Raw genomic sequence first — 19,220 nt, forward strand, 5'->3', positions numbered from 1 at the left:
GCGGGGCGGGCGTCCCTGTCGGGTCGCCCGCACCGCCGTCAGTCGCTGAGCGCGTCGCTGAGGATCGCGAGGACGCCCGCGCGGGTGTCGACCGCGGCCTCGCCCAGGCGGTCGGCGACGATCTCCACGAGCGACTCCAGCACGATCACGTGCGGGATGCGCGAGGTGTGCTCCACCTCATGGCGGAAGCCCGCCTTCGCGGGCGCGACGACGAGCGCGACGTCGGCGAGGGCACCGATGGGCGAGGTCGCGAACGACGTGACCACGACGATCCCCGCGCCCGAGGCCCGGGCGGAGCGCGCCGCCCGCAGGCTCAGCTCGTTCGCGCCGCTGCCGCTGATCACCAGCACCACGTCCTCCGCGCCCAGCCGGCTTACGGCGATCTGCTGGCCGATGGGGTCGGCGACGTGCTCGGCCGGTCGTCCGACGGCGGTGAGGCGCATGGAGAGGTCGAGGGCGAGCGGCGAGGACAGGCCGCTCGCGACGATCACGAGCCGGCGGGCGCCGACGACGCGCGTGACGGCGTCCTCCACCTCCGCCTCCGTGAGCACGCTCGCGACCCGCGGCAGGGCTGCGGCGAGCGCGTCGAGGTCGGAGCGGATCCGGCCGAGGGCGCCGGGCCCGTGCGCGTCGTCCCCCGCGGCCGTCGACGCACGGGCCGAGCTGCGGGCCAGCTCGCGGGTGAGCGCGACGCGCAGCTGCGGGTATCCGCGGTAGCCGAGGCTCTGACAGGAGCGCACGACGGTGGACCGGGCGACGCCCGCGCGGTCGGCGAGCTCCTGCGCGGTGATCTCCACGACGCCCTCGGTGTCGTCGAGGATGAGCTGCACGACCCGGCGCTCGCTCGGCTGCAGGGCGTTGACCACGGTCGCGATGCGCGTGGTGGGCCCGACGTCGTCACTCCACTGCACGGACCCTGGCTCCCTCGGTGATCCGGCGGCGGATCGCTCCGGAGATCGCGTCGATCGACATGGTGACCGCGACCACCACGATGAGGAGCACGCCGACGGTGGGCCACTCCCGGTACTGAGTGTAGGAGGTGAGCATGTCGCCGATCCCGCCGACGCCGATGAGGCCGAGCACGGCCGACGCGCGCACGTTGATCTCGAACCGGTACAGCCAGAAGGAGAGGAACTCGCCGCTCGCCTGCGGCCAGACGCCCCAGCGGATGAGCGACCAGGCCCCGCCGCCGGCCGCGCGCACGGCCTCCAGCGGGCCGCCGTCCACGCCCTCCACCGACTCGTAGCCCCACTTGCCGAGCGTGCCGACGCTCGAGACGGCGAGCGCGAGCGCGCCCGTGAGCGGGGTGAGCCCGGTGACGGACAGGATGATGATCGCGGTGATGATCTCCGGCACCGCGCGGATGGCGGAGAAGAGGATCCGCAGGGGCCAGCGCACGGCCGCGGGCGCGAAGCCGCGGGCCGCGACGAACGCGAGCGGCACCGAGACGACGATGCCGATGACGGTGCCCACCCAGGCCATCAGCACCGAGATCCACGTCTGCGCCAGCGCCTCGGGCAGCTTCGACCAGTCGGGGCTGGAGAACATGAGCCAGAGGTAGCGGACGACCTCGGCGGGCAGGTCGGCCAGGCGGTCCCACGCGATGTCGGCCGACCAGCAGGCGACCAGGACGACGACGGTGACGCCGGCCGCGGCGATCGCGCGCCCGGGACGGCGGGGGCGGACGGGCACGGCGAGGCTCATGCGATCCTCTTCCTGATCTCGTTCGAGACGAGGTCGATGACGATGACGATCACGAGGATCTCGAGCACGATCAGCGCGAGCTGGTCGTAGCGGTAGAAGGTGCGCACGGCGTCGATGAGGAGGCCGATGCCGCCCGCGCCGACGAGGCCGAGCACGGTGGACGCGCGCACGTTGAGCTCCAGCACGTAGAGCGTCTGGCCGACGAAGCCGGGGAGCACGTCCGGGAGCGCCACGGCGCGGTCGACCTGCATGCGCGTGCCGCCCGCCGCGCGACCCGCCTCGAGCGGCCCGGCGTCGTTCGACTCGATGGCCTCCGAGACGAGCTTGACGATGATGCCGACGTTGAACAGGACGAGCGCGATGATGCCGGGCAGCGCGCCGACGCCCACCATGGCGACGAGCAGCGACGCGTAGAGCAGCTCGGGCACGGCGCGCACCACGTTGAGGAGCGCCCGGAGGATCCCGCGGCTGATCGGGTGCGGGTTCGTGAGCCGCGCGGCCCAGAGGCTGAGCGGCAGCGCGACCGCGGCACCCGCGACCGTCGCGACGACGGCCATGGCGAGGGTCTCGAGCATGGGCGCGACCGTGCGCGGGAAGAACGCCCAGTCGGGCTGGACCAGCCGGACGAGCTTGTCCGCGCCGTTGCGCCAGTTGCGCGCGATGGCGTCGAACCCGAACGCGACGCCCAGCTGCGGGCTCATCGCGATCGCGGTGATCGCGAGCACCACCGCGAGCGCGAGCCACGGCTTCCAGCGTCCGGCCGGCCGGGGCGGCAGCTCCCTGACGCTCATCCGAGGGTGTCCTCGGGCCGGATCCTGCGGCCGTAGATGGCCTCGAACACGTCGTCGCCCGCGGTCGCGGCGGGGCCGTCGTAGACGACCTCGCCGGCGCGGAGGCCGATCATGCGGTCGCCGTACTCGCGCGCGAGGTCGAGCAGGTGCAGGTTCGTGAGCACCGTGATCCCGAGCTCGCGGTTGATGCGACGCAGGTCGCCCATGACGCCGTGGGCGGTCGGCGGGTCGAGGCTCGCGACGGGCTCGTCGGCGAGGACGAGCCGGGGCCGCTGGGCGAGGGCCCGCGCGATGGCGACGCGCTGCTGCTGTCCGCCCGAGAGGGTGGAGGCGCGCGCCCACACCTTCGGCAGGATCCCGACGCTCTCGAGCGCCTGGAACGCGATCTCGCGGTCGGCCGCGGCGTGCATCCCGAGGAAGGTGCGCCAGCCCGGCGTGTGCGCGAGCCGGCCGACGAGGACGTTGTCGAGCACGCTCGCGCGCTTCGCGAGGTTGAAGCCCTGGAAGATCATGCCGATGTCGCCGCGGAGGGCGCGCAGCCGGCGACCCGCGAGGCCGTCGACGCGCGTGCCGCCGACCTCCACCTCGCCGGAGGTCACGGGGACGAGGCCGTTGATCGTGCGGATGAGGCTCGACTTGCCGGATCCCGACAGGCCGACGATGGAGACCATCTCGCCGCCGGCGATGTCGAGGGAGACGTCCTTGAGCGCGACGACGCCGTTCGGGTACCGGACCGTGACGCCGGCGAGGCGGACGGCCCACGGCGCGGAGGCCGGCGCGAGCGCGCCGGCCTCTGCGAGGGAGCGGGTGGCGGGCACGGGCTACTGCAGACCGAGCGACTCGGCGGCGCGGGCCACGACGTCGAGCGAGGACGGGTCGGCGGGCGCGAGCTTGGTGATGGAGTAGACGGCGGTGAGGGCCGCGGATCCCTCGGGCGTGGCCGAGTAGTCGGCGAGCGCCTTCGTGATCTTGTCCTGCAGCTCCGGCGAGAGCGAGCCGGAGACCGCGACGCCGTCGTTGGGGATCTCGTCCGTCATGGCGAAGACGACGACCTTCTGGCCGACGTCCGGCTTGTCCTTGGCGACGATGGTGCGGGCGTCCCAGAAGCTGAAGCCGACCTCGGCGTCGCCGTTGTAGACCGCGAGCACCGAGGCGTCGTTGGCCGTGACGGGGATCTGCTGGATGTCGGAGTCGATGTCGAGCCCGGCGTCCTTGAGCGCGAGCATCGGGTAGATGTAGCCGGCGGGCGACCCCGGGCCGAGGACGGCGACCTTCGCGCCCTTCACCTTGGTGATGGAGTCGAGTCCCTGGGGACCCGAGAGGGCGTCGGCGCCGTTGCAGAAGAGCATGCCGTCGCGCTCGACCGGGGTGTCGTCGCAGTACTTGTCGGGGTCGTTCGTCATGAACTGCGCGGGGTAGGTGATGTTGCCGTTGCGCTCGGTCTGCAGCACGACCTTCGCCTTGTACATGTCGCTCGCCTGCCAGAGCTGGAGCGACGGGAGGAAGCCGATCTGCGCCTGGTCGGCGCCCATCGCCTCGACCGCGGCCTGGTAGTCCTTCGACACGACGCCGGTGACGGGGATGCCGAGCGCCTTCGTGAGCATGTCGGTGAGGGGCGCTGCGGTCTCGACGAGGCCGTCCTGGTCCTGCGACGGGACCAGCGCGAGCGTGAGGGAGGTGGGATCCGCGGCGGGCGCGGGCGTGCCGGACGCGTCGGAGCCGGCGCCGGCGGAGCAGCCGGTGAGCGCGAGGGCGGCGACGGCTCCGATGACGAGGAGCGGGAGGGCGGGCTTCTTCATGCGTGCATCTGCTTTCCGTGGGGAGCTGCGGAGGTGGGGACGGGAGGAGAGGAGGGGACTGCGTCGAGCCAGGCGTCGATGTCGTCGTAGAGGTCGGCCACGGTGGTGGCGCGGAAGGTGGGGCGGGCGTCGTCGGACGAGCCGGGGCCGACGAGCGCGGTGCTGAAGCCGCGGGCGTGGGCGGGCTCCAGGTCGTTGACCCAGAGGTCGCCGACGCTGAGGAGCCGGGCGGCCGGGAGGCCCGCGGCGGGACCCGGGTCGACGCGGTCGAGGACGGCGGCCATCCCGGCGGGCTTGCCCGCTCCGGTGACGACCTCGTCGAAGGCGTCGTCGAGGCCGAGGGCGGCGAGCGCCTCCGGGATCCGGCAGGCGGGCGAGTTGGTGACGAGGACGCGGCGGACGCGACCGGCGATCCCGATGAGGAAGGAGGCGAGGCCGGCGGGCGGGAGGACGGGCGCGTGCGGGCCGCCGAGCTCGGCGCGGCTCGCGAGGAAGGCGGCGGACAGCAGCCGGGCGGGTACGCCGTGGTCGGCGGCGAGGCCCTGCACGAGCGCGTAGCCGTCGATCGCCCCGGAGGTGCGGCCGACCTGCCGGAGACCGGCGGCCACGGCGGCGGCGAACCCCGGACGGGCGTCGACCGCCAGCGTCTCCGCCACGTGGTGGGCGTAGCGGAGCACGGGGCCGTCGCCGAGGGAGACGGTGCCGTCGAAGTCGAACACGATGGTCCGGCCGGGGGTGCTCACGGGTGGCGCTCGTCTCCGCGCCCGGTTCCCCGGATCCCGCGTCGGGATCCTGTGGACGCTGCGTCCACGATATGCAGCCCGCATCGACGGAATGACCCTCCGGCGGTGAACGGCACGTGAACGCGCGCGGGCGGGACGCGACGAGGGCGGCGGGACCGGTGGGTCCCGCCGCCCTCGCGGTGGTGCGGTGCGGCGCCGGAGCACCGCGGATCAGCCGATCAGCGGATCAGGCGAACGCCTCCGGCGGCGGGCAGGCGCAGAACAGGTTGCGGTCGCCGTACGCCTGGTCGATGCGGCGCACCGGCGGCCAGTACTTGTCGCGCACGAGGGTCGACACCGGGTAGACGGCGCGCTCGCGCGTGTACGCGTGCGTCCACTCCCCCGCGATGACCGACTCGGCCGTGTGCGGCGCGTTCCGCAGCGGGTTGTCGTCGGCCGGCCACTCGCCCGCGGCGACCGAGCCGGCCTCCTGCTTGATGCCGATCATCGCCGCGATGAAGCGCTCGACCTCGGCGAGGTCCTCGCTCTCCGTCGGCTCGACCATGAGCGTGCCGGGGACCGGGAAGCTCATGGTGGGCGCGTGGAAGCCGTAGTCGACGAGGCGCTTGGCCACGTCGTCCACCGTGATGCCGGTCGCGGCGGTCAGCGGACGCAGGTCGAGGATGCACTCGTGCGCGACGAGGCCGTCCTCCCCCGCGTAGAGCACGGGGTAGTGGTCGCGGAGGCGCGCGGCGATGTAGTTCGCCGAGAGGACCGCGGCACCGGTCGCCTGCTTGAGCCCCTCCGCGCCCATCATGCGGACGTAGGCCCAGCTGATCGGCAGGATGCTCGGGGATCCGTACGGAGCCGCCGACACCGGGGCGCCGCCGTGCTCGATGGTCGAGACGACCCCGTCCTGGACGAGCGCGTGCACGTTGCGCTGCGCCTGCGGGTGGCCGGGCAGGAAGGGCGCGAGGTGCGCCTTCGCCGCGACCGGGCCCACGCCGGGTCCGCCGCCGCCGTGCGGGATGCAGAACGTCTTGTGCAGGTTGAGGTGCGAGACGTCGCCGCCGAAGTCGCCGAACCGGGCGAAGCCGAGGAGCGCGTTGAGGTTCGCGCCGTCGACGTAGACCTGGCCGCCTGCCTCGTGCACGGCCTGGCAGATCGCGCCGACCTCGTGCTCGTAGACGCCGTGGGTGGAGGGGTACGTGATCATGAGGCCCGCGAGCTCGTCGCGGTGCGCGGCGATCTTGGCGCGCAGGTCGTCGAGGTCGACGTTGCCGAGCTCGTCGCACGCGACGACCACGACGCGCATGCCGGCCAGCACGGCGCTGGCCGCGTTCGTGCCGTGCGCGCTCTGCGGGATGAGGCAGACCGTGCGCGCGTCGTCGCCGTTCGCGAGGTGGTAGCCGCGGATCGCGAGGAGGCCCGCGAGCTCGCCCTGGCTGCCGGCGTTCGGCTGGAGGCTCACGGTGTCGTAGCCCGTGACGTCCGCGAGCCAGGTCTCCAGCTGGAGGACCAGCTCGAGGTAGCCCTCGACGTCGTCAGCCGGCGCGAAGGGGTGGATGGCCTGGAACTCGGGCCAGGTCACCGCCTCCATCTCGGTCGCCGCGTTGAGCTTCATGGTGCAGGAGCCGAGCGGGATCATGCCGCGGTCGAGCGCGTAGTCCTTGTCGGAGAGGCGCTTGAGGTAGCGCATCATGCCGGTCTCGGAGCGGTGCGTGGAGAACACGGCGTGCGTGAGGTACTCGCTCGTGCGGATCGACGCCTCGGGAATCGAGGACAGGTCGCCGGCCGCGCCCTCGTCCTCCGCGAGCTCGGCGCCGAACGCGCGCGCGACGACCGCGAGGTCCTCGGGGCGCGTGGCCTCGTCGACGCTGAAGCCGATCGTGTCGGCGTCCACGCGGAGCAGGTTGACCCCGCCATCCGCGGCCGCCGCGAGGATCTCGTCGGCGCGGCCGGGCACGGAGACGCGCACGGTGTCGAAGAACGCGGCGTGGACGGGCGAGACGCCGACGGTCGCGAGCGAGCGGACGAGGCGGCGGGCGCCCCGGTTCGCCTGGCGCGCGATCACGCGGAGGCCCTTCGGCCCGTGGTAGACCGCGTACATCGAGGCCATCACGGCGAGGAGCACCTGCGCGGTGCAGATGTTGCTGGTGGCCTTCTCACGGCGGATGTGCTGCTCGCGCGTCTGCAGCGAGAGGCGGTATGCGGGGTGGCCGGCCGCGTCCTGGCTGACGCCGACGAGGCGGCCGGGCATCTGCCGCTCGAGTCCCGCGCGCACGGCGAGGTAGCCCGCGTGCGGACCGCCGAAGCCCATGGGCACGCCGAAGCGCTGCGAGGTGCCGACCGCGATGTCCGCGCCGAGCTCGCCCGGCGAGGTGATGACCGTGAGGGCGAGCAGGTCGGCCGCGACGACCGCGAGGCCGCCGGCCTCGTGCACGCGCGCGATGACGGCGCTCGGGTCCCAGACGCGGCCGGAGGCGGCCGGGTACTGGATGAAGGCGCCGAACGCGTCGGGCAGCTCGGCCGGATCCACCGTGGCGAGGTCGTGCGCGACCAGCTCGATGCCGACGGCCGCGGCCCGGCTCTCGAGGAGCGCGCGCGTCTGCGGCAGGGCGTCGGCGTCGATGAGGAACACGTCCGTCTTCGCCTTGGAGGCGCGGCGCGCGAGCAGCATGCCCTCGACGACGGCCGTGGCCTCGTCGAGCATGGACGCGTTCGCGGTCGCGAGCCCGGACAGCTCGGCGACCATCGTCTGGAAGTTGATGAGCGCCTCGAGGCGGCCCTGCGAGATCTCCGGCTGATACGGCGTGTACGCCGTGTACCAGCTCGGGTTCTCGAGCACGTTCCGGGTGATCACGGCGGGCGTGATCGTGTCGTGGTAGCCGAGGCCGATCATCGACGTGCGCACGCGGTTGCGGCCCGCGATGCGGCGGAGCTCGGCGAGGGCGTCGCGCTCGGTGGCGGCCTCGGGCAGAACGGAGTCGCCCTCGGTGCGGAAGCGGTCGACCTGGATCGTCTCGGGCACGGCCTTCGCGAGGAGGGACGGGATCGAGTCGTGACCGAGGACGCCGAGCATGGTGGCGCGGGCCTCGGAGTCGATGCCGATGTGGCGGGCGCCGAACGCGCCGGGCGCGAACGTCGAGGACTCCTCCGCGATGTCGGGTGCGGAGGCGGGAGCCGGGGTGGCCGGGCGCGTGCCGGCGTCGACGGCGGTCACTCGCCCACCAGCGCGACGTACTCGTCGTGGCTGAGGAGCGTCGGGAGCGCCTCGAAGCGCACCTTCACGAGCCAGCCGGCGCCGAACGGGTCGCTGTTGACGAGGTCGGGCGAGGCCACGACGTCGTCGTTGACCTCGGTGACCGTGCCGTCGATGGGCGCGAAGAGCTCGCCGACCGACTTGGTCGACTCGATCTCGCCGACGACCTCGCCGCCCGCGAGCTCGTCGCCCACCGCCGGCAGCTCGACGAAGACGACGTCGCCGAGCTTGTCGGCGGCGTAGGAGGTGATGCCGACGGTCGCGACGTCGCCGTCGACCTGCACCCACTCGTGCTCGGCGGTGTACTGGAGGCTGGTCTGGTCGGTCATGCGAGGGCCTTTCGCGAGTAGAAGGGGAGGGTCACGACGGTGGCGGGCACGCGCGTGCCGCGGACGTCGACGGCGAGGCGCGTGCCGGGGGCGGCGAGCGAGGGATCCACGTACGCCATGGCGACGGGGTGGCCGAGCGTGGGCGACAGGGCGCCGCTCGTGATGATGCCGACGGGCGCGACGGCGCCCTCGGTGGCCTCCATCACGGCCTCGAGGGCCGCGGCGGAGTCGCCCGCGGCCTCCTCGGCGTAGACGGGGTAGTCGGCGCGGGGCGCGCGGCGGCCCTCGGTGACGAGGCCGACGAGCACGCGGGCGACGGGATCCGGCCCTTTCTCCACGGCGGCGCGCCCGCGGAAGTCGCCCTCCTTGCCGAGCGCGACGACCTTGCCGAGGCCGGCCTGGACGGGCAGGGTGTGGAGCCCGAGCTCGTGGCCGTACAGCGGCATGCCTGCCTCGAGGCGGAGCGTGTCACGGCAGGCGAGGCCCGTGTTCAGGAGGCCGAGCGGCGCGCCGGCCGCGACGAGCGCCTCCCACAGGGCGACGGCGTCCTCGGTCGCGACGTACAGCTCGTAGCCGTCCTCGCCCGTGTAGCCGGTGCGGGCGACGAGCACGTCCTGGCCCGCGAAGCGCGCGGCCGTCGCGCGGTAGTAGCGGAGCGCCTCGAGCGGCGTCTCGGTCTCGAGGCCGGCGGTGGCCTCGAGGATCGCGCGGGACACCGGGCCCTGCACGGCGATGAGCGCGACGTCGTCGCTCGCGTCGTCGACCTCCACGTCGTCGAGGCCTCGGGCGGCCTCGGCGAGGACGGCGAGCACGGGATCGTGGTTGCCCGCGTTGGCGACGACGAGGAAGGACTCCTCGCCCGTGCGGTAGACGATGAGGTCGTCGACGATGCCGCCCGAGGGGTCCAGCAGCAGCGTGTACTTCGCCTGCCACTCGGCGATGGCGGAGAGCTTGCCCGCGAGCACGGCGTCGAGGAACGCGGCGGCGCCCTCGCCCTCCACGGCGATCTCGGCCATGTGCGAGATGTCGAAGATGCCCGCGGCCTCGCGCACGGCGCGGTGCTCGGCGAGGTCGCTCGTGTAGCGGACCGGCATGAGCCAGCCGGCGAAGTCCGTGAAGGAGGCGCCGGCCGCCTCGTGCACGTCGTGCAGCGGGGATCGGCGGGGCGGGGCGCCGGCCGCCGCGTCGGGCGCGGTGCCGGCCGGTGCGGTTCCTGCGGGTGCGTCGGGCATGGAGTCCTCCGGTCGTGACCGACGCGGACGCCGGATGCGGGACTCCCCCTCTGTCATGTGCCTGAGAGCTTCGCGCCGTCCGAGGACGGTGCTTTCACCGTGGGCGAGCCGTGCGGGACGACTGCTTTTCAGAGTGGCCAGTGCATCGCGGTACGTGGACCTGAGAGATTGGCGGGGAGGCTTGCTCCTTCGGTGCTCCCGGAGGAGCTCTCCCGCGATGCGTGCGCGGCCGTGTTACGCGTCCCAGCATATCGAGCGGGACGTTTCCGCCGTGTGACGATTCCCGGTCGATCGCCCTGCGCCGGACACGACGACGCCGCCGCGTCCGGGTGGATGCGGCGGCGTCGGATGGTCGGGTCGACCCGACGGGTCAGATCGCGTCGGGCGAGGGCGATGCCGGTGCCTGCGGCGCGCCGTCCTCGTCCTGGTCGATGACGCGGCGCACGTCGTCGGCGAGCTGCGCGACGCCCTCGGGCATCATCTCGAAGCCGTCGGTGGTGCCGACGTTGATGACGAGGCCGGTGCCCTCGGGGATCGCCTGCACGAGCTCGGCGGCGGGGATGGTGGCGACGTGGTCGGCGACGCTCGTGACCTTCTCGTCGATGCGGTCCTCGTGCGTGAATGCGGCGAGCATGGGCACGCCGTCGCGGTCGAAGAGGACGGGCTGGAGCTGGTCGGTCTCGGGGGTGAGGGGCGTGGCGGTGGGCACCACGACCGTCGTGTTGATGAACTCGGTGAGGACTGCGGTCATGTCGGACTCGCCCGCCTGGCCGCGCGCGATGGCCTGCTCGAGGGGGGTGGGCTCTCGGTCCTGTGAATCGGTCATGCGTCCATCGTGCCCGATCCGGCGGGGCGGCGGCTGACCGCGACGCCCGGACCGGGCCTCCTCGCGGCCGCGCGCGGAGTTAGGATCGTCTCTTCCACCCGCCATACGTCCCGAGGGGAGACGCCCGTGTCGATCGGACGCCAGCGCCCCCGCGGCGAGCTCGAGGCCGCCATCATGGACGCGCTCTGGGACGCCGACGAGCCGCTCACGGCCAAGGACGTCGTCGCCCGCATCCCGGATCCGCGCCCCGCGCTCACGACCGTGCTCACGGTCCTGGAGCGGCTCGGCCAGAAGGGGCTCGTCACGCGCTCCGACGAGGCGCGCGCGCTCACCTTCGCGCCCGCCCGCTCGCGCACCGATCACGCGGCGTCGCTCATGTCGGGCGCGCTCGCGGCCACGAAGGACCGCGAGGCCGCGCTGCTGCGCTTCGCCGGCACGCTCGACGGCGACGACCTCACGGCGCTGCGCCGCGCGCTCGGCGGGGACGACCGGGCGTAGGCGGTCCGTTCGCCCGGCTAGCGCGGGTCGTCGGCGCCGTCGTACGGACCGCCGACGCTCTCGCCGTCCTCGCCGGGGAACCGGCGCGACGACCGGCGCACGACGCCGACCACCACGAGCACGGCGGCCGCGAGGATCACGAGGCCGATGAGCACGAACACCCAGACGGGCGTGGTCTCCGCAGCGTCGGCGAGCGGCACGGACTCGCCGGACCGCGCGTCCGACGTGGGAGCGGGGGCGACGGACTCGGCGCCCTGCGTCGTCATGGTGCCCTCGGGCTCGGGCGTCGCGGTCGCCGCGCTGCCCGCCCAGGCGTCGCCGCAGGCGGGGGCCGCGGTGATGGCCGGGGTGCCCGTCGTGTCGCCGGTCGGCGCGTAGGTGAAGGAGTAGGTGCCGTCGATGGGGTGGCTGTCGCTCGAGACCGCGCGCCAGGTGACCTGGTAGGTGCCGGCCGTGCCGAGCGCGATGCGGGTCGTGGCGGTGGATCCGTCGACCGTGACGCAGCCGTCCTCATGGAAGGAGCTGTCGGAGGCGTTGACCACCTGGATCGCGAAGCCGGAGGCCTGCGCGTCGAGCGCGAGCAGCTCCTCGCTGAAGTCGAGCGCGATGGTGCCGGGCTCGTCCGTGACGGTGGCGTCGGCGGCGGGGGTGGATCCCACGAGCCGGTCGTGCGCGGACGCGGCGCCCGCCGGGATGAGCGCCCCGCCCAGCACGAGGGCCGCGGCTCCCGCGGCGAGCGCGGCACGACGGAGGAGGGACGGGGTGCGGGGGTGGTGCGGAGACGCCATGGGTCCATCATCCCCTGCGCTCCGCGCAGGCGGGGAAGGGCATCCGTGACGCCACGCCCGCGCCCGTGTTGCGCCGAGGGCCGCGGCGCGATGGACTCGTCGGATGCACATCGCTCCGCACGACAACCCCGGCCACGGCCCGGCGCGATCCGCCGGCCTCACCGCCGACGAGATCGACCGGATCCGCCGTGACTTCCCCCTCCTCGACTCACGGGTGAACGGCCACCCGCTCGTCTACCTCGACTCGGCCGCCACGTCCCAGAAGCCGCGCCAGGTGCTGGATGCGGAGCGCGCGTACCTGGAGCACCGCAACGCCGCCGTCCACCGCGGCGCGCACACGCTCGCGGCCCTCGCGACCGAGGAGTTCGAGGAGGCGCGCGAGAAGGTCGCGCGCTTCGTGGGCGTCGACGCGGGCGAGATCGTGTGGACCTCCAACGCGACCGAGGGGCTGAACCTCGTCGCGTACGGCCTCGGGAGCGCGGCCGCGCCCGCGTCCATCCGCGTGCGGGAGGGCGACGAGATCGTGGTCACGGAGTCGGAGCACCACGCGAACCTCATCCCGTGGCAGCAGCTCGCGCTCCGCACGGGCGCCACGTTGCGGTTCGTCCCCGTCGACGACCAGGGCGCGCTGCGGCTGGAGACGCTGGGCGACGTCATCACGGAGCGGACCCGTGTCGTCGCGCTCGCGCACGTCTCCAACGTGCTGGGCGGCGTCGCGCCGCTCGCTCCCGTAGTCGCGCGGGCGCGGGAGGTCGGCGCGCTCGTCGTGCTCGACGCCTGCCAGTCCGTGCCGCACCTGCCCGTGGACCTGCGCGCCCTGGACGTCGACCTCGCCGTCTTCTCCGGGCACAAGATGCTCGCGCCCACGGGCATCGGAGTGCTGTACGGGCGCCGCAAGGTGCTCGAGGCGCTGCCGCCGTTCCTCACGGGAGGGTCGATGATCACGACGGTGACGATGGAGTCGGCCGAGTTCCTCCCGCCGCCGCAGCGCTTCGAGGCGGGCACGCAGCGCATCTCGCAGGTCGTGGCGCTGGGAGCGGCGGTCGACTACCTGGAGGCGGTGGGCATGGACCGGATCCAGGAGCACGGGCGGCGCATCGGCGCACGGCTCGTCGCGGGCCTCTCCGGGATCCGGGGCGTGCGCGTGCTCGGACCCCGCGACGACCGCATCGGGCTCGCCGCGTTCGACCTGGCGGGCGTCCACGCGCACGACGTGGGGCAGATCCTCGACGACCGCGGCATCGCCGTGCGCGTCGGCCACCACTGCGCGCAGCCGCTGCACCGCAGGCTCGGGCTCACCGCGTCCACGCGCGCGAGCGGGACGCTGCACACGACGGACGCCGAGATCGACCTGCTGCTGCAGGGCGTCGAGGACGCCGCCGCGTTCTTCGGGGCCGGCCGATGAGCGCTCCCGCGTCCGGCGGCGGCGCGCTGTACCAGGAGCTGATCCTCGACCACTCGCGCACGCCCGAGGGCACGGGCGATCCCACCGGCTGGCCGCTGCACGCGCACCAGGTGAACCCGACGTGCGGGGACGAGATCACCCTCGGCGTCCGCGTCGAGGACGGCCGGCTGGTGGAGATCGCGTGGACGGGCCACGGCTGCGCGATCTCGCAGGCGTCGGCGTCGATGCTCGTCGGCGTGCTCGACGGCGCGGATCTCGACACGGTGCACGCGCGCGCCGCCGCGTTCCGCGAGGTCATGCGGAGTCGCGGGGCGTCCCACCTCGACCCGGAGGAGTTCGGCGACGCCGTCGCGCTCGACGGGGTCTCCCGGTACGTCGGCCGCGTGAAGTGCGCGATGCTGCCGTGGACGACGCTGGAGGACGCACTCCGGAAGAGCTGACGCGCCCGCGGCCAGCCGGGGCGGGCAGAGTGGGGGACGGCGACCGCGCGAGGCGGCGCACCGCGACACCAGGAGGATCCGTGGCCCCCGACGACGACATGCCGAGCACCATCCGCCGCTCCCCCGAGCACGCGCAGGCCACCTGGTCGGCGGCGCACGCAGCGGCCGAGGAGCAGTACGGATCCGGCGAGCGCGCCGAGCGCACGGCATACGCCGCCCTCAAGCACGGCTTCGAGAAGGTCGGCGACCACTGGGAGCCGAAGGAGTCGGCGGGGCCGTCGGACGCGGGCGCCGAGGAGCGCGGCGCGGGCACGGCAGGCGGGGTCGACGCGAACGCCTCGAAGGCGCACCTGATGGAGGTCGCGCGCCGCCTCGACGTCGCCGGCCGCAGCCGCATGACGAAGGACGAGCTCGTGGACGGGATCCGGAAGGCGAACGACCGGGAGACCCGGCGGGCGCGGCAGCGCGAGAGCTGAAGCGGGGCGCCGGACGCGCCTAGGGCAGGTCGACCCGGAAGAGCGCGCACTCCTTGTCGTAGTAGGCGCGCGTGACGCCGAGGGGACGCATCCCGATCCGCCGGCACACGGCCTGCGACGGCGCGTTCGCCGGGTTCGTCACGGCCAGCACGCGCGTCAGCCCGCCCTCGGCGGCGTGCGCGAGCACCCGCCGCGCCGCCTCCGTCGCGACGCCGCGACCCCAGGCGTCCGGGTGCAGGTGCCAGCCGATCTCCGTCTCGCCGTCCTCCGGCGCGTCGCGCGGGGCCGGGTCGTCGCCGGCGAGCGGCGCGGCCGACGCGGGCAGGTCCTTGAGCAGCAGCGTGCCGAGGAGCGCACCGCCGTCGCGGTCCTCGATCGCCCAGATGCCGCGCACCGGGTGGTCGAGCGCGGCGTAGCGGGCGGCGCGCGCCACGGCCTGCGCGGGATCCGTGTAGACCTGGCCGGTGCCGATCCACCGCATCACCTCGGGCCGCGCATGAAGGTCGAGGAGGAATGGGACGTCGGCCTCCGTGAAGCGGCGGAGGAGCAGGCGGTCGGTCGCGAGGTCGGGCATCGCCCCAGGCTAGGGGGACGTCGGTGGTCCCCCCTAGCGTGACGGCATGCCCGAGCCGGTGGATGCGTGGTGGGCGCGGCGCAGCTGGTCGCGCGGCCTCGACGTGCCGTACCCGGTGGGCACCTACCGGGAGGCGTGGGCGTCGTTCCCCGTGCTCATCCGGCAGTACCACCCCGAGTTCAACCGCGGCATCACGCTCACGCAGGTGCCGCCCGCCGCCGACGTGCTCCTCACCTGGCAGTGCGACGCCGGGCACGTCTTCGTCGCGACGCCCGAGGAGCAGCGGAGGCGGCCGGGGCGGGAGCGCCGCCGCTCGTCGTGGTGCCCGGACTGCGCGGAGGCCGCGGCGCCGCGCACGCCCGTGCTGCCGATGGTGGATCAGGTGCGGTGGCCGGGGGCATCGCCGCTGGTGGCGGGGCCGGTGGCGGGCGGATCCGCGTCCGCCGCGTCCGCCGCGTCGGGCGCATCGCCGTCGACGACCGGCGGCTCGGCGCGTCTCCGGCGGGGCGCGCGCGACGGACGGCCCGCGGTCGGCGGCACGTCCCGCGACCGGCGCGGGAAGGACGGCACCCCGAGCGCTGTCGGGCCCGCCGAGCGCCGCGGATCCCCCGCCCCGGCCACGTCACCGGCGCGCGCCCGCCGCTCCCCCGCCGTCTGCGCGAAGACGCCCGACCTCCCCGTCGGCGAGCCGTTCGCCAGCGCGTGCGCGCCGCCACCCGCATCCGCCGTCGAGGAGCGCCTGCGGCAGGATCTGGCCGCGCGCCTGGATCACACGCCCGGCCTGAACGCCGTCCGGCTCGCGCGCCCGTTCTTCGAGCACCTCGAGGCGTGGCCCGACATCGTGCTGCCGGAGCTGCGGGTCGCGATCGAGTACGACTCCACAGGCCGCCACGGCCTCGAGCACGTCGGCCGTCGCGAGGAGGCCGACCGGCGCAAGGACCGCGCGCTGCGGGCCGCCGGATGGGAGGTGATCCGGATCCGCACCGGCAAGCTCCCGCCCCTCGGCCCCTACGACCTGTGCGTCGCGGGCCTCACCCGCGGCACGATCGACCAGATCCTCGACCTGCTCCGCGAGATCCGCGGGCCGCTGTTCGTGGACGCCTACCTGCGCGAGGCGCCGCCGTCGGCCGCAGCCGGATGAACCGCGCCTACGCCCGCCTCAGCTGACCCGCAGCGCCAGCGCCTCGCTCCGCCAGCGCGCGAGGAGCTCCCACGGATCCGGCTGCCCGGCGGCGAGCGCGGCCACGTGGACCCGCAGCTCCGCGTCGAGCTCGAACCACTCGGTGCGGGCGAAGCGCTGCCGGGCGAACAGCGCGTGCCGCGCCCGCTCCACCGATCGCCCTCCGCGCTCGAAGGCCAGCAGCTCGTCGTGCCGGAGCGTGCCGAGCCGCTGCCGCGGGTTCGCGCTGGTGCCGATCTTCAGCCGGTCGCCGAAGCGGATGTAGTAGACGACGTCGACCCGCGGCGGCGCCAGCTCGCCGTCCGGGTGGTCGCCGTGCCGCCACTCGCACACCGCGCAGAGCCAGCTCGACGGGTACCGCACGCCGAGGCGGGATCCGCAGGCAGGGCACGGCGACGGCAGCACGTCCTCGACGCCGTGCTCCCGCTCCGCCCACGCGGCCGCGGCCACGAGGTGCGCGGCGCACAGCCGCACGGGTGCGCCGGGCTCGGCTCGCGCCGCGCACCCCTCGGCGAGGCAGGGTGCTGATCCGGTCGAGGTCATGCCCCGACGCTAGGCGCGGGCGCCGACACCGGCACCCGCGGGAGGCGGCCCGGAACGCCTCAGCGCGACGCCCGCACGACGACGGGCGCCTGGTCCTCGAGCCCGCGGCGGAGCTCGACCGAGGTCCACGGCACGGGAGCGTCGGCGAAGATCGGCTCGAGCACCTCCCACATGATGCGGCGGTCCGGGCCGACGAAGTAGACGTCGTAGGAGTCCTCGCCGAACTCGTTGCCGTCCATCCATCCGGCCTCGAGCAGCTGCAGGGCGTCGTCGCCCGCGATCTCGGTCGCGGCCAGCGACTCGAACGCCTCGTACGCGGTCGCCGCCTCGCCGGCCTCGAAGCGCAGCACGACCCAGTCGTCGGGCTCGTCCTCGCGCGTCCACGGACGCGCGGCCGCGACGATCGCCATGGTCAGGCCGGTGATGATCCCGGTGAGGAGGAGCGCCCGGATCCGCGGCGTCATGGCCGCGCCCGCCCGGCGTCTCCTGCTGCTGCGCTCATGCGACATCCCCGTCCCGGCGGCCGTCCACCCGGGACCCCGCACCACGTCCCAGTATCCCCGCACGATCGCCTCCGTGACGTGTCGACCGCGAACCTGGACCGGGAACGGTCCTGATGGGTACCTTTCCCTCCACGAGCAGGCGGTCCGCCTGCTCACCCCGTCCGCTTGGCCGAAGGAGCGCCGTGTCCGAGCCGAGCGCACACGAGGAGTTGATCTCCTCGATGGCGACCGTCTTCGACCTCATGGATGCCGCGACGCTCGACGCCTGGGAAGGCCTCACCGGCCTGCAGATCCAGCTGCTGCGCGTCGTCGCCACCGGGATGCAGGTGGACCGCCAGTCGCTCTCCATGTGGACCCGCACCTCGCGCGCGGCCCTCGTGCCGAGCCTCGCGGCGCTGCTGCAGCGGCGGATCCTCGTGGAGGAGGCGGATGGGGAAGGGGCGCGCCTGGTCGTCGGGCCGGCCGGCCGGCAGCTCCTCGAGACGGTGATGCGCGCCCGCACCGGCTGGATCCGCGGGGCCTGCGCCTCCGTGCAGCCGCCCGTCGACGAGGGCGAGCTGCGGCGCGCGATCGGCGCGCTGCAGCGCATCGCCGACGGCGCCTGACCCGGGGATACCACGGGACGCCGGCCGATCCTGCCCCCTCGACCCCTCGCCAGCACGCCCCTAGGGTGGGGAAATGGCGAATCCCATCGAGGCCCAGGCACCCCCGAGATCCGAGCTGAAGCGCTCCATCACGGTCAAGCAGCTGTACTTCTACGTGGTCGGCGACGTCCTCGGATCCGGCATCTACGTGCTCGTCGGCCTCGTGGCCGCGGCCGTGGGCGGCGCGTTCTGGATGGCCTTCCTCGTGGGCGTCTCCATCGCGACCATCACCGGCCTCGCCTACGCGGAGCTCGTCACGAAGTACCCGCAGGCCGCCGGCGCCTCCCTCTACATCAACAAGGCGTTCCGCAGCCCGGTGCTCACGTTCTTCATCACCATCTGCATGCTCAGCGCCAACATGGCCGCCGTCGGATCCCTCGCGGCCGGCTTCGTGCGCTACCTCGCCGACCTGATCGGCCTCCCCGAGTCCGCGATCTGGGCGACGACCGGCATCGCGGTCGCGTTCGTGGCGGTCATCACGCTCATCAACCTCATCGGCATCAGCGAGTCGGTCATCGCCAACGTCGTCATGACGTTCGTCGAGATCAGCGGCCTCATCATCGTCGTCGCCATCGGCGTGATCGCGCTGGTCGAGGGCGTGGGCGACCCCGCCGTGCTGCTGCAGTTCCAGGTCGAGGGCGGCCCCGGATCCGCGGTGCTGGCCGTGCTCGCCGGCGTCTCGCTCGCGTTCTTCGCCATGACCGGCTTCGAGAACGCGGCCAACGTGGCCGAGGAGACCATCGACCCGTCGCGCGCGTTCCCCCGCGCGCTCATCGGCGGCATGATGACCGCCGGCGTCGTCTACGTGCTGGTCTCGATGGCCGCCGCCCTCGCCGTGCCGATCGACGACCTGGCGGGCAACACGCTCCTCGAGGTCGTCCGCGCGGACCTCTTCTTCATCCCGGCGGCCGTGATGCTCGTGATCTTCGGCCTCATCGCCATGGTCGCCATCAGCAACACCGCGCTCGTGACCGTGGTGGCGCAGTCGCGGATCCTGTTCGGCATGGCCCGCGAGAACGTCGTGCCGGCGATCTTCGCCAAGGTGCACCCGGCCCGCCGCAGCCCCTACGTGGCGCTGATCTTCGGCGGCGCGGTGGTGGCCGGCCTCCTCATCATCGGCGCGGCGATCCGCTCCAGCCAGGCCGGGATCCCCGAGGACGAGCGGCTCGACATCGTCGACCGCCTCGCGACCATCACCGTGGTGTTCCTCCTCTTCATCTACGCGCTCGTGATCGTCGCGTGCCTGAAGCTCCGCGGCCACGACGAGCGCGACGACACGTACCGCGCGAACACGCCGCTGCTGATCGTCGGGATCCTCGGGAACGTCGCCGTGCTGATCTACACGCTCGTCGACGACCCCGGAGCGCTGTTCTGGGTCGGCGGGCTGCTCGCGCTGGGGCTCGTGCTCTACCTCGCGCAGCGCACGTTCGGCGCGAAGAAGCCGGACCTTGAAGCGGCGGCGGGCGTCGCCGCCGCCGGACCCACGGACAGGGAGGTCTGACCC

The 19,220-nt window shown here is 73.9% G+C and carries 21 protein-coding genes and 2 riboswitches; of the genes, 7 read left to right on the top strand and 14 right to left on the bottom strand.

Features of this window, described 5'->3' with window-relative positions; genetic code table 11:
* Positions 1 to 38 precede the first annotated feature (38 nt).
* From KYT88_RS11405 to KYT88_RS11450, 10 genes are all read right to left on the bottom strand, one after another.
* On the bottom strand, positions 39 to 911 hold the full coding sequence (locus tag KYT88_RS11405; protein ID WP_043588529.1) for a MurR/RpiR family transcriptional regulator: 873 nt from the start codon (positions 909 to 911) through the stop codon (positions 39 to 41).
* On the bottom strand, positions 898 to 1,704 hold the full coding sequence (gene phnE / locus KYT88_RS11410) for a phosphonate ABC transporter, permease protein PhnE (protein WP_043588532.1): 807 nt from the start codon (positions 1,702 to 1,704) through the stop codon (positions 898 to 900). The genes KYT88_RS11405 and phnE (KYT88_RS11410) overlap by 14 nt, the downstream gene beginning before the upstream one ends.
* On the bottom strand, positions 1,701 to 2,495 hold the full coding sequence (phnE, locus tag KYT88_RS11415) for a phosphonate ABC transporter, permease protein PhnE (protein WP_043588534.1): 795 nt from the start codon (positions 2,493 to 2,495) through the stop codon (positions 1,701 to 1,703). Before phnE (KYT88_RS11415) ends, phnE (KYT88_RS11410) begins: the two co-directional genes overlap by 4 nt.
* Positions 2,492 to 3,313: a phosphonate ABC transporter ATP-binding protein gene (gene phnC, locus KYT88_RS11420; RefSeq protein WP_043588536.1), complete on the bottom strand. Its 822-nt coding sequence runs from the start codon at positions 3,311 to 3,313 to the stop codon at positions 2,492 to 2,494. Before phnC ends, phnE (KYT88_RS11415) begins: the two co-directional genes overlap by 4 nt.
* Before the next feature lie 3 nt (positions 3,314 to 3,316).
* Complete coding sequence (phnD, locus tag KYT88_RS11425; protein WP_043588538.1) at positions 3,317 to 4,294, bottom strand: phosphate/phosphite/phosphonate ABC transporter substrate-binding protein; 978 nt, start codon at positions 4,292 to 4,294, stop codon at positions 3,317 to 3,319.
* Positions 4,291 to 5,037, bottom strand: a complete 747-nt coding sequence (locus KYT88_RS11430; protein WP_043588540.1) for an HAD family hydrolase — start codon at positions 5,035 to 5,037, stop codon at positions 4,291 to 4,293. Before KYT88_RS11430 ends, phnD begins: the two co-directional genes overlap by 4 nt.
* A gap of 226 nt (positions 5,038 to 5,263) precedes the next feature.
* The gene (gene gcvP, locus KYT88_RS11435; protein WP_043588543.1) at positions 5,264 to 8,239 is read right to left on the bottom strand and encodes an aminomethyl-transferring glycine dehydrogenase; all 2,976 of its coding nucleotides are present in this window, start codon (positions 8,237 to 8,239) and stop codon (positions 5,264 to 5,266) included.
* Positions 8,236 to 8,607, bottom strand: a complete 372-nt coding sequence (gene gcvH / locus KYT88_RS11440; RefSeq protein WP_043588545.1) for a glycine cleavage system protein GcvH — start codon at positions 8,605 to 8,607, stop codon at positions 8,236 to 8,238. Before gcvH ends, gcvP begins: the two co-directional genes overlap by 4 nt.
* Positions 8,604 to 9,839 carry a glycine cleavage system aminomethyltransferase GcvT gene (gene gcvT, locus KYT88_RS11445; RefSeq protein ID WP_043588548.1) on the bottom strand — a complete coding sequence of 412 codons (1,236 nt, stop codon included), beginning with the start codon at positions 9,837 to 9,839 and terminating at the stop codon, positions 8,604 to 8,606. Before gcvT ends, gcvH begins: the two co-directional genes overlap by 4 nt.
* Positions 9,840 to 9,882: 43 nt before the next feature.
* Positions 9,883 to 9,976, bottom strand: a riboswitch (glycine riboswitch).
* A gap of 1 nt (position 9,977) precedes the next feature.
* A riboswitch (glycine riboswitch) is annotated at positions 9,978 to 10,064 on the bottom strand.
* Between the two features lie 145 nt (positions 10,065 to 10,209).
* Positions 10,210 to 10,665, bottom strand: coding sequence for an SseB family protein (locus KYT88_RS11450; RefSeq protein ID WP_043588550.1), 456 nt, complete (start codon positions 10,663 to 10,665; stop codon positions 10,210 to 10,212).
* Positions 10,666 to 10,791: 126 nt separating this feature from the next.
* On the opposite strand from KYT88_RS11450, the gene KYT88_RS11455 reads away from it, so the two are divergent.
* Entirely contained in the window at positions 10,792 to 11,163 is a 372-nt protein-coding gene (locus KYT88_RS11455) for a BlaI/MecI/CopY family transcriptional regulator (RefSeq protein WP_012038889.1), read from the top strand.
* A 17-nt stretch (positions 11,164 to 11,180) separates the two neighbouring features.
* Here the strand turns inward: KYT88_RS11455 and KYT88_RS11460 are convergent, their stop codons facing one another.
* Positions 11,181 to 11,951, bottom strand: coding sequence for a copper resistance CopC family protein (locus tag KYT88_RS11460; protein WP_043588555.1), 771 nt, complete (start codon positions 11,949 to 11,951; stop codon positions 11,181 to 11,183).
* Between the two features lie 103 nt (positions 11,952 to 12,054).
* Here KYT88_RS11460 and KYT88_RS11465 point away from each other — a divergent pair, with 103 nt between their 5' ends.
* From KYT88_RS11465 to KYT88_RS11475, 3 genes are all read left to right on the top strand, one after another.
* Positions 12,055 to 13,356, top strand: a complete 1,302-nt coding sequence (locus KYT88_RS11465; RefSeq protein ID WP_051629445.1) for a SufS family cysteine desulfurase — start codon at positions 12,055 to 12,057, stop codon at positions 13,354 to 13,356.
* Positions 13,353 to 13,796 carry a Fe-S cluster assembly sulfur transfer protein SufU gene (gene sufU, locus KYT88_RS11470; protein ID WP_043588558.1) on the top strand — a complete coding sequence of 148 codons (444 nt, stop codon included), beginning with the start codon at positions 13,353 to 13,355 and terminating at the stop codon, positions 13,794 to 13,796. Before KYT88_RS11465 ends, sufU begins: the two co-directional genes overlap by 4 nt.
* A gap of 80 nt (positions 13,797 to 13,876) precedes the next feature.
* Positions 13,877 to 14,272 (top strand): ChaB family protein, encoded by a 396-nt coding sequence (locus KYT88_RS11475; RefSeq protein WP_081841008.1) that lies wholly within the window; start codon positions 13,877 to 13,879, stop codon positions 14,270 to 14,272.
* Positions 14,273 to 14,291: 19 nt separating this feature from the next.
* On the opposite strand, the gene KYT88_RS11480 is transcribed toward KYT88_RS11475, so the two are convergent.
* On the bottom strand, positions 14,292 to 14,846 hold the full coding sequence (locus KYT88_RS11480) for a GNAT family N-acetyltransferase (RefSeq protein ID WP_043588560.1): 555 nt from the start codon (positions 14,844 to 14,846) through the stop codon (positions 14,292 to 14,294).
* 46 nt (positions 14,847 to 14,892) lie between these two features.
* On the opposite strand from KYT88_RS11480, the gene KYT88_RS11485 reads away from it, so the two are divergent.
* On the top strand, positions 14,893 to 15,987 hold the full coding sequence (locus KYT88_RS11485; RefSeq protein ID WP_237583657.1) for a zinc-ribbon domain-containing protein: 1,095 nt from the start codon (positions 14,893 to 14,895) through the stop codon (positions 15,985 to 15,987).
* 18 nt (positions 15,988 to 16,005) lie between these two features.
* Here the strand turns inward: KYT88_RS11485 and KYT88_RS11490 are convergent, their stop codons facing one another.
* Positions 16,006 to 16,569, bottom strand: coding sequence for a GIY-YIG nuclease family protein (locus KYT88_RS11490; protein ID WP_043588564.1), 564 nt, complete (start codon positions 16,567 to 16,569; stop codon positions 16,006 to 16,008).
* 59 nt (positions 16,570 to 16,628) lie between these two features.
* Entirely contained in the window at positions 16,629 to 17,033 is a 405-nt protein-coding gene (locus KYT88_RS11495) for a hypothetical protein (RefSeq protein ID WP_043588566.1), read from the bottom strand.
* Positions 17,034 to 17,254: 221 nt separating this feature from the next.
* Here KYT88_RS11495 and KYT88_RS11500 point away from each other — a divergent pair, with 221 nt between their 5' ends.
* A complete protein-coding gene (locus tag KYT88_RS11500) occupies positions 17,255 to 17,677 on the top strand; it encodes a hypothetical protein (RefSeq protein WP_043588568.1) in 423 nt (140 codons plus the stop codon).
* A gap of 73 nt (positions 17,678 to 17,750) precedes the next feature.
* Positions 17,751 to 19,217 carry an APC family permease gene (locus KYT88_RS11505; protein ID WP_043588570.1) on the top strand — a complete coding sequence of 489 codons (1,467 nt, stop codon included), beginning with the start codon at positions 17,751 to 17,753 and terminating at the stop codon, positions 19,215 to 19,217.
* Positions 19,218 to 19,220: the final 3 nt, after the last annotated feature.

This window comes from Clavibacter sp. A6099, from assembly GCF_021919125.1.
Taxonomy (GTDB): domain Bacteria; phylum Actinomycetota; class Actinomycetes; order Actinomycetales; family Microbacteriaceae; genus Clavibacter; species Clavibacter seminis.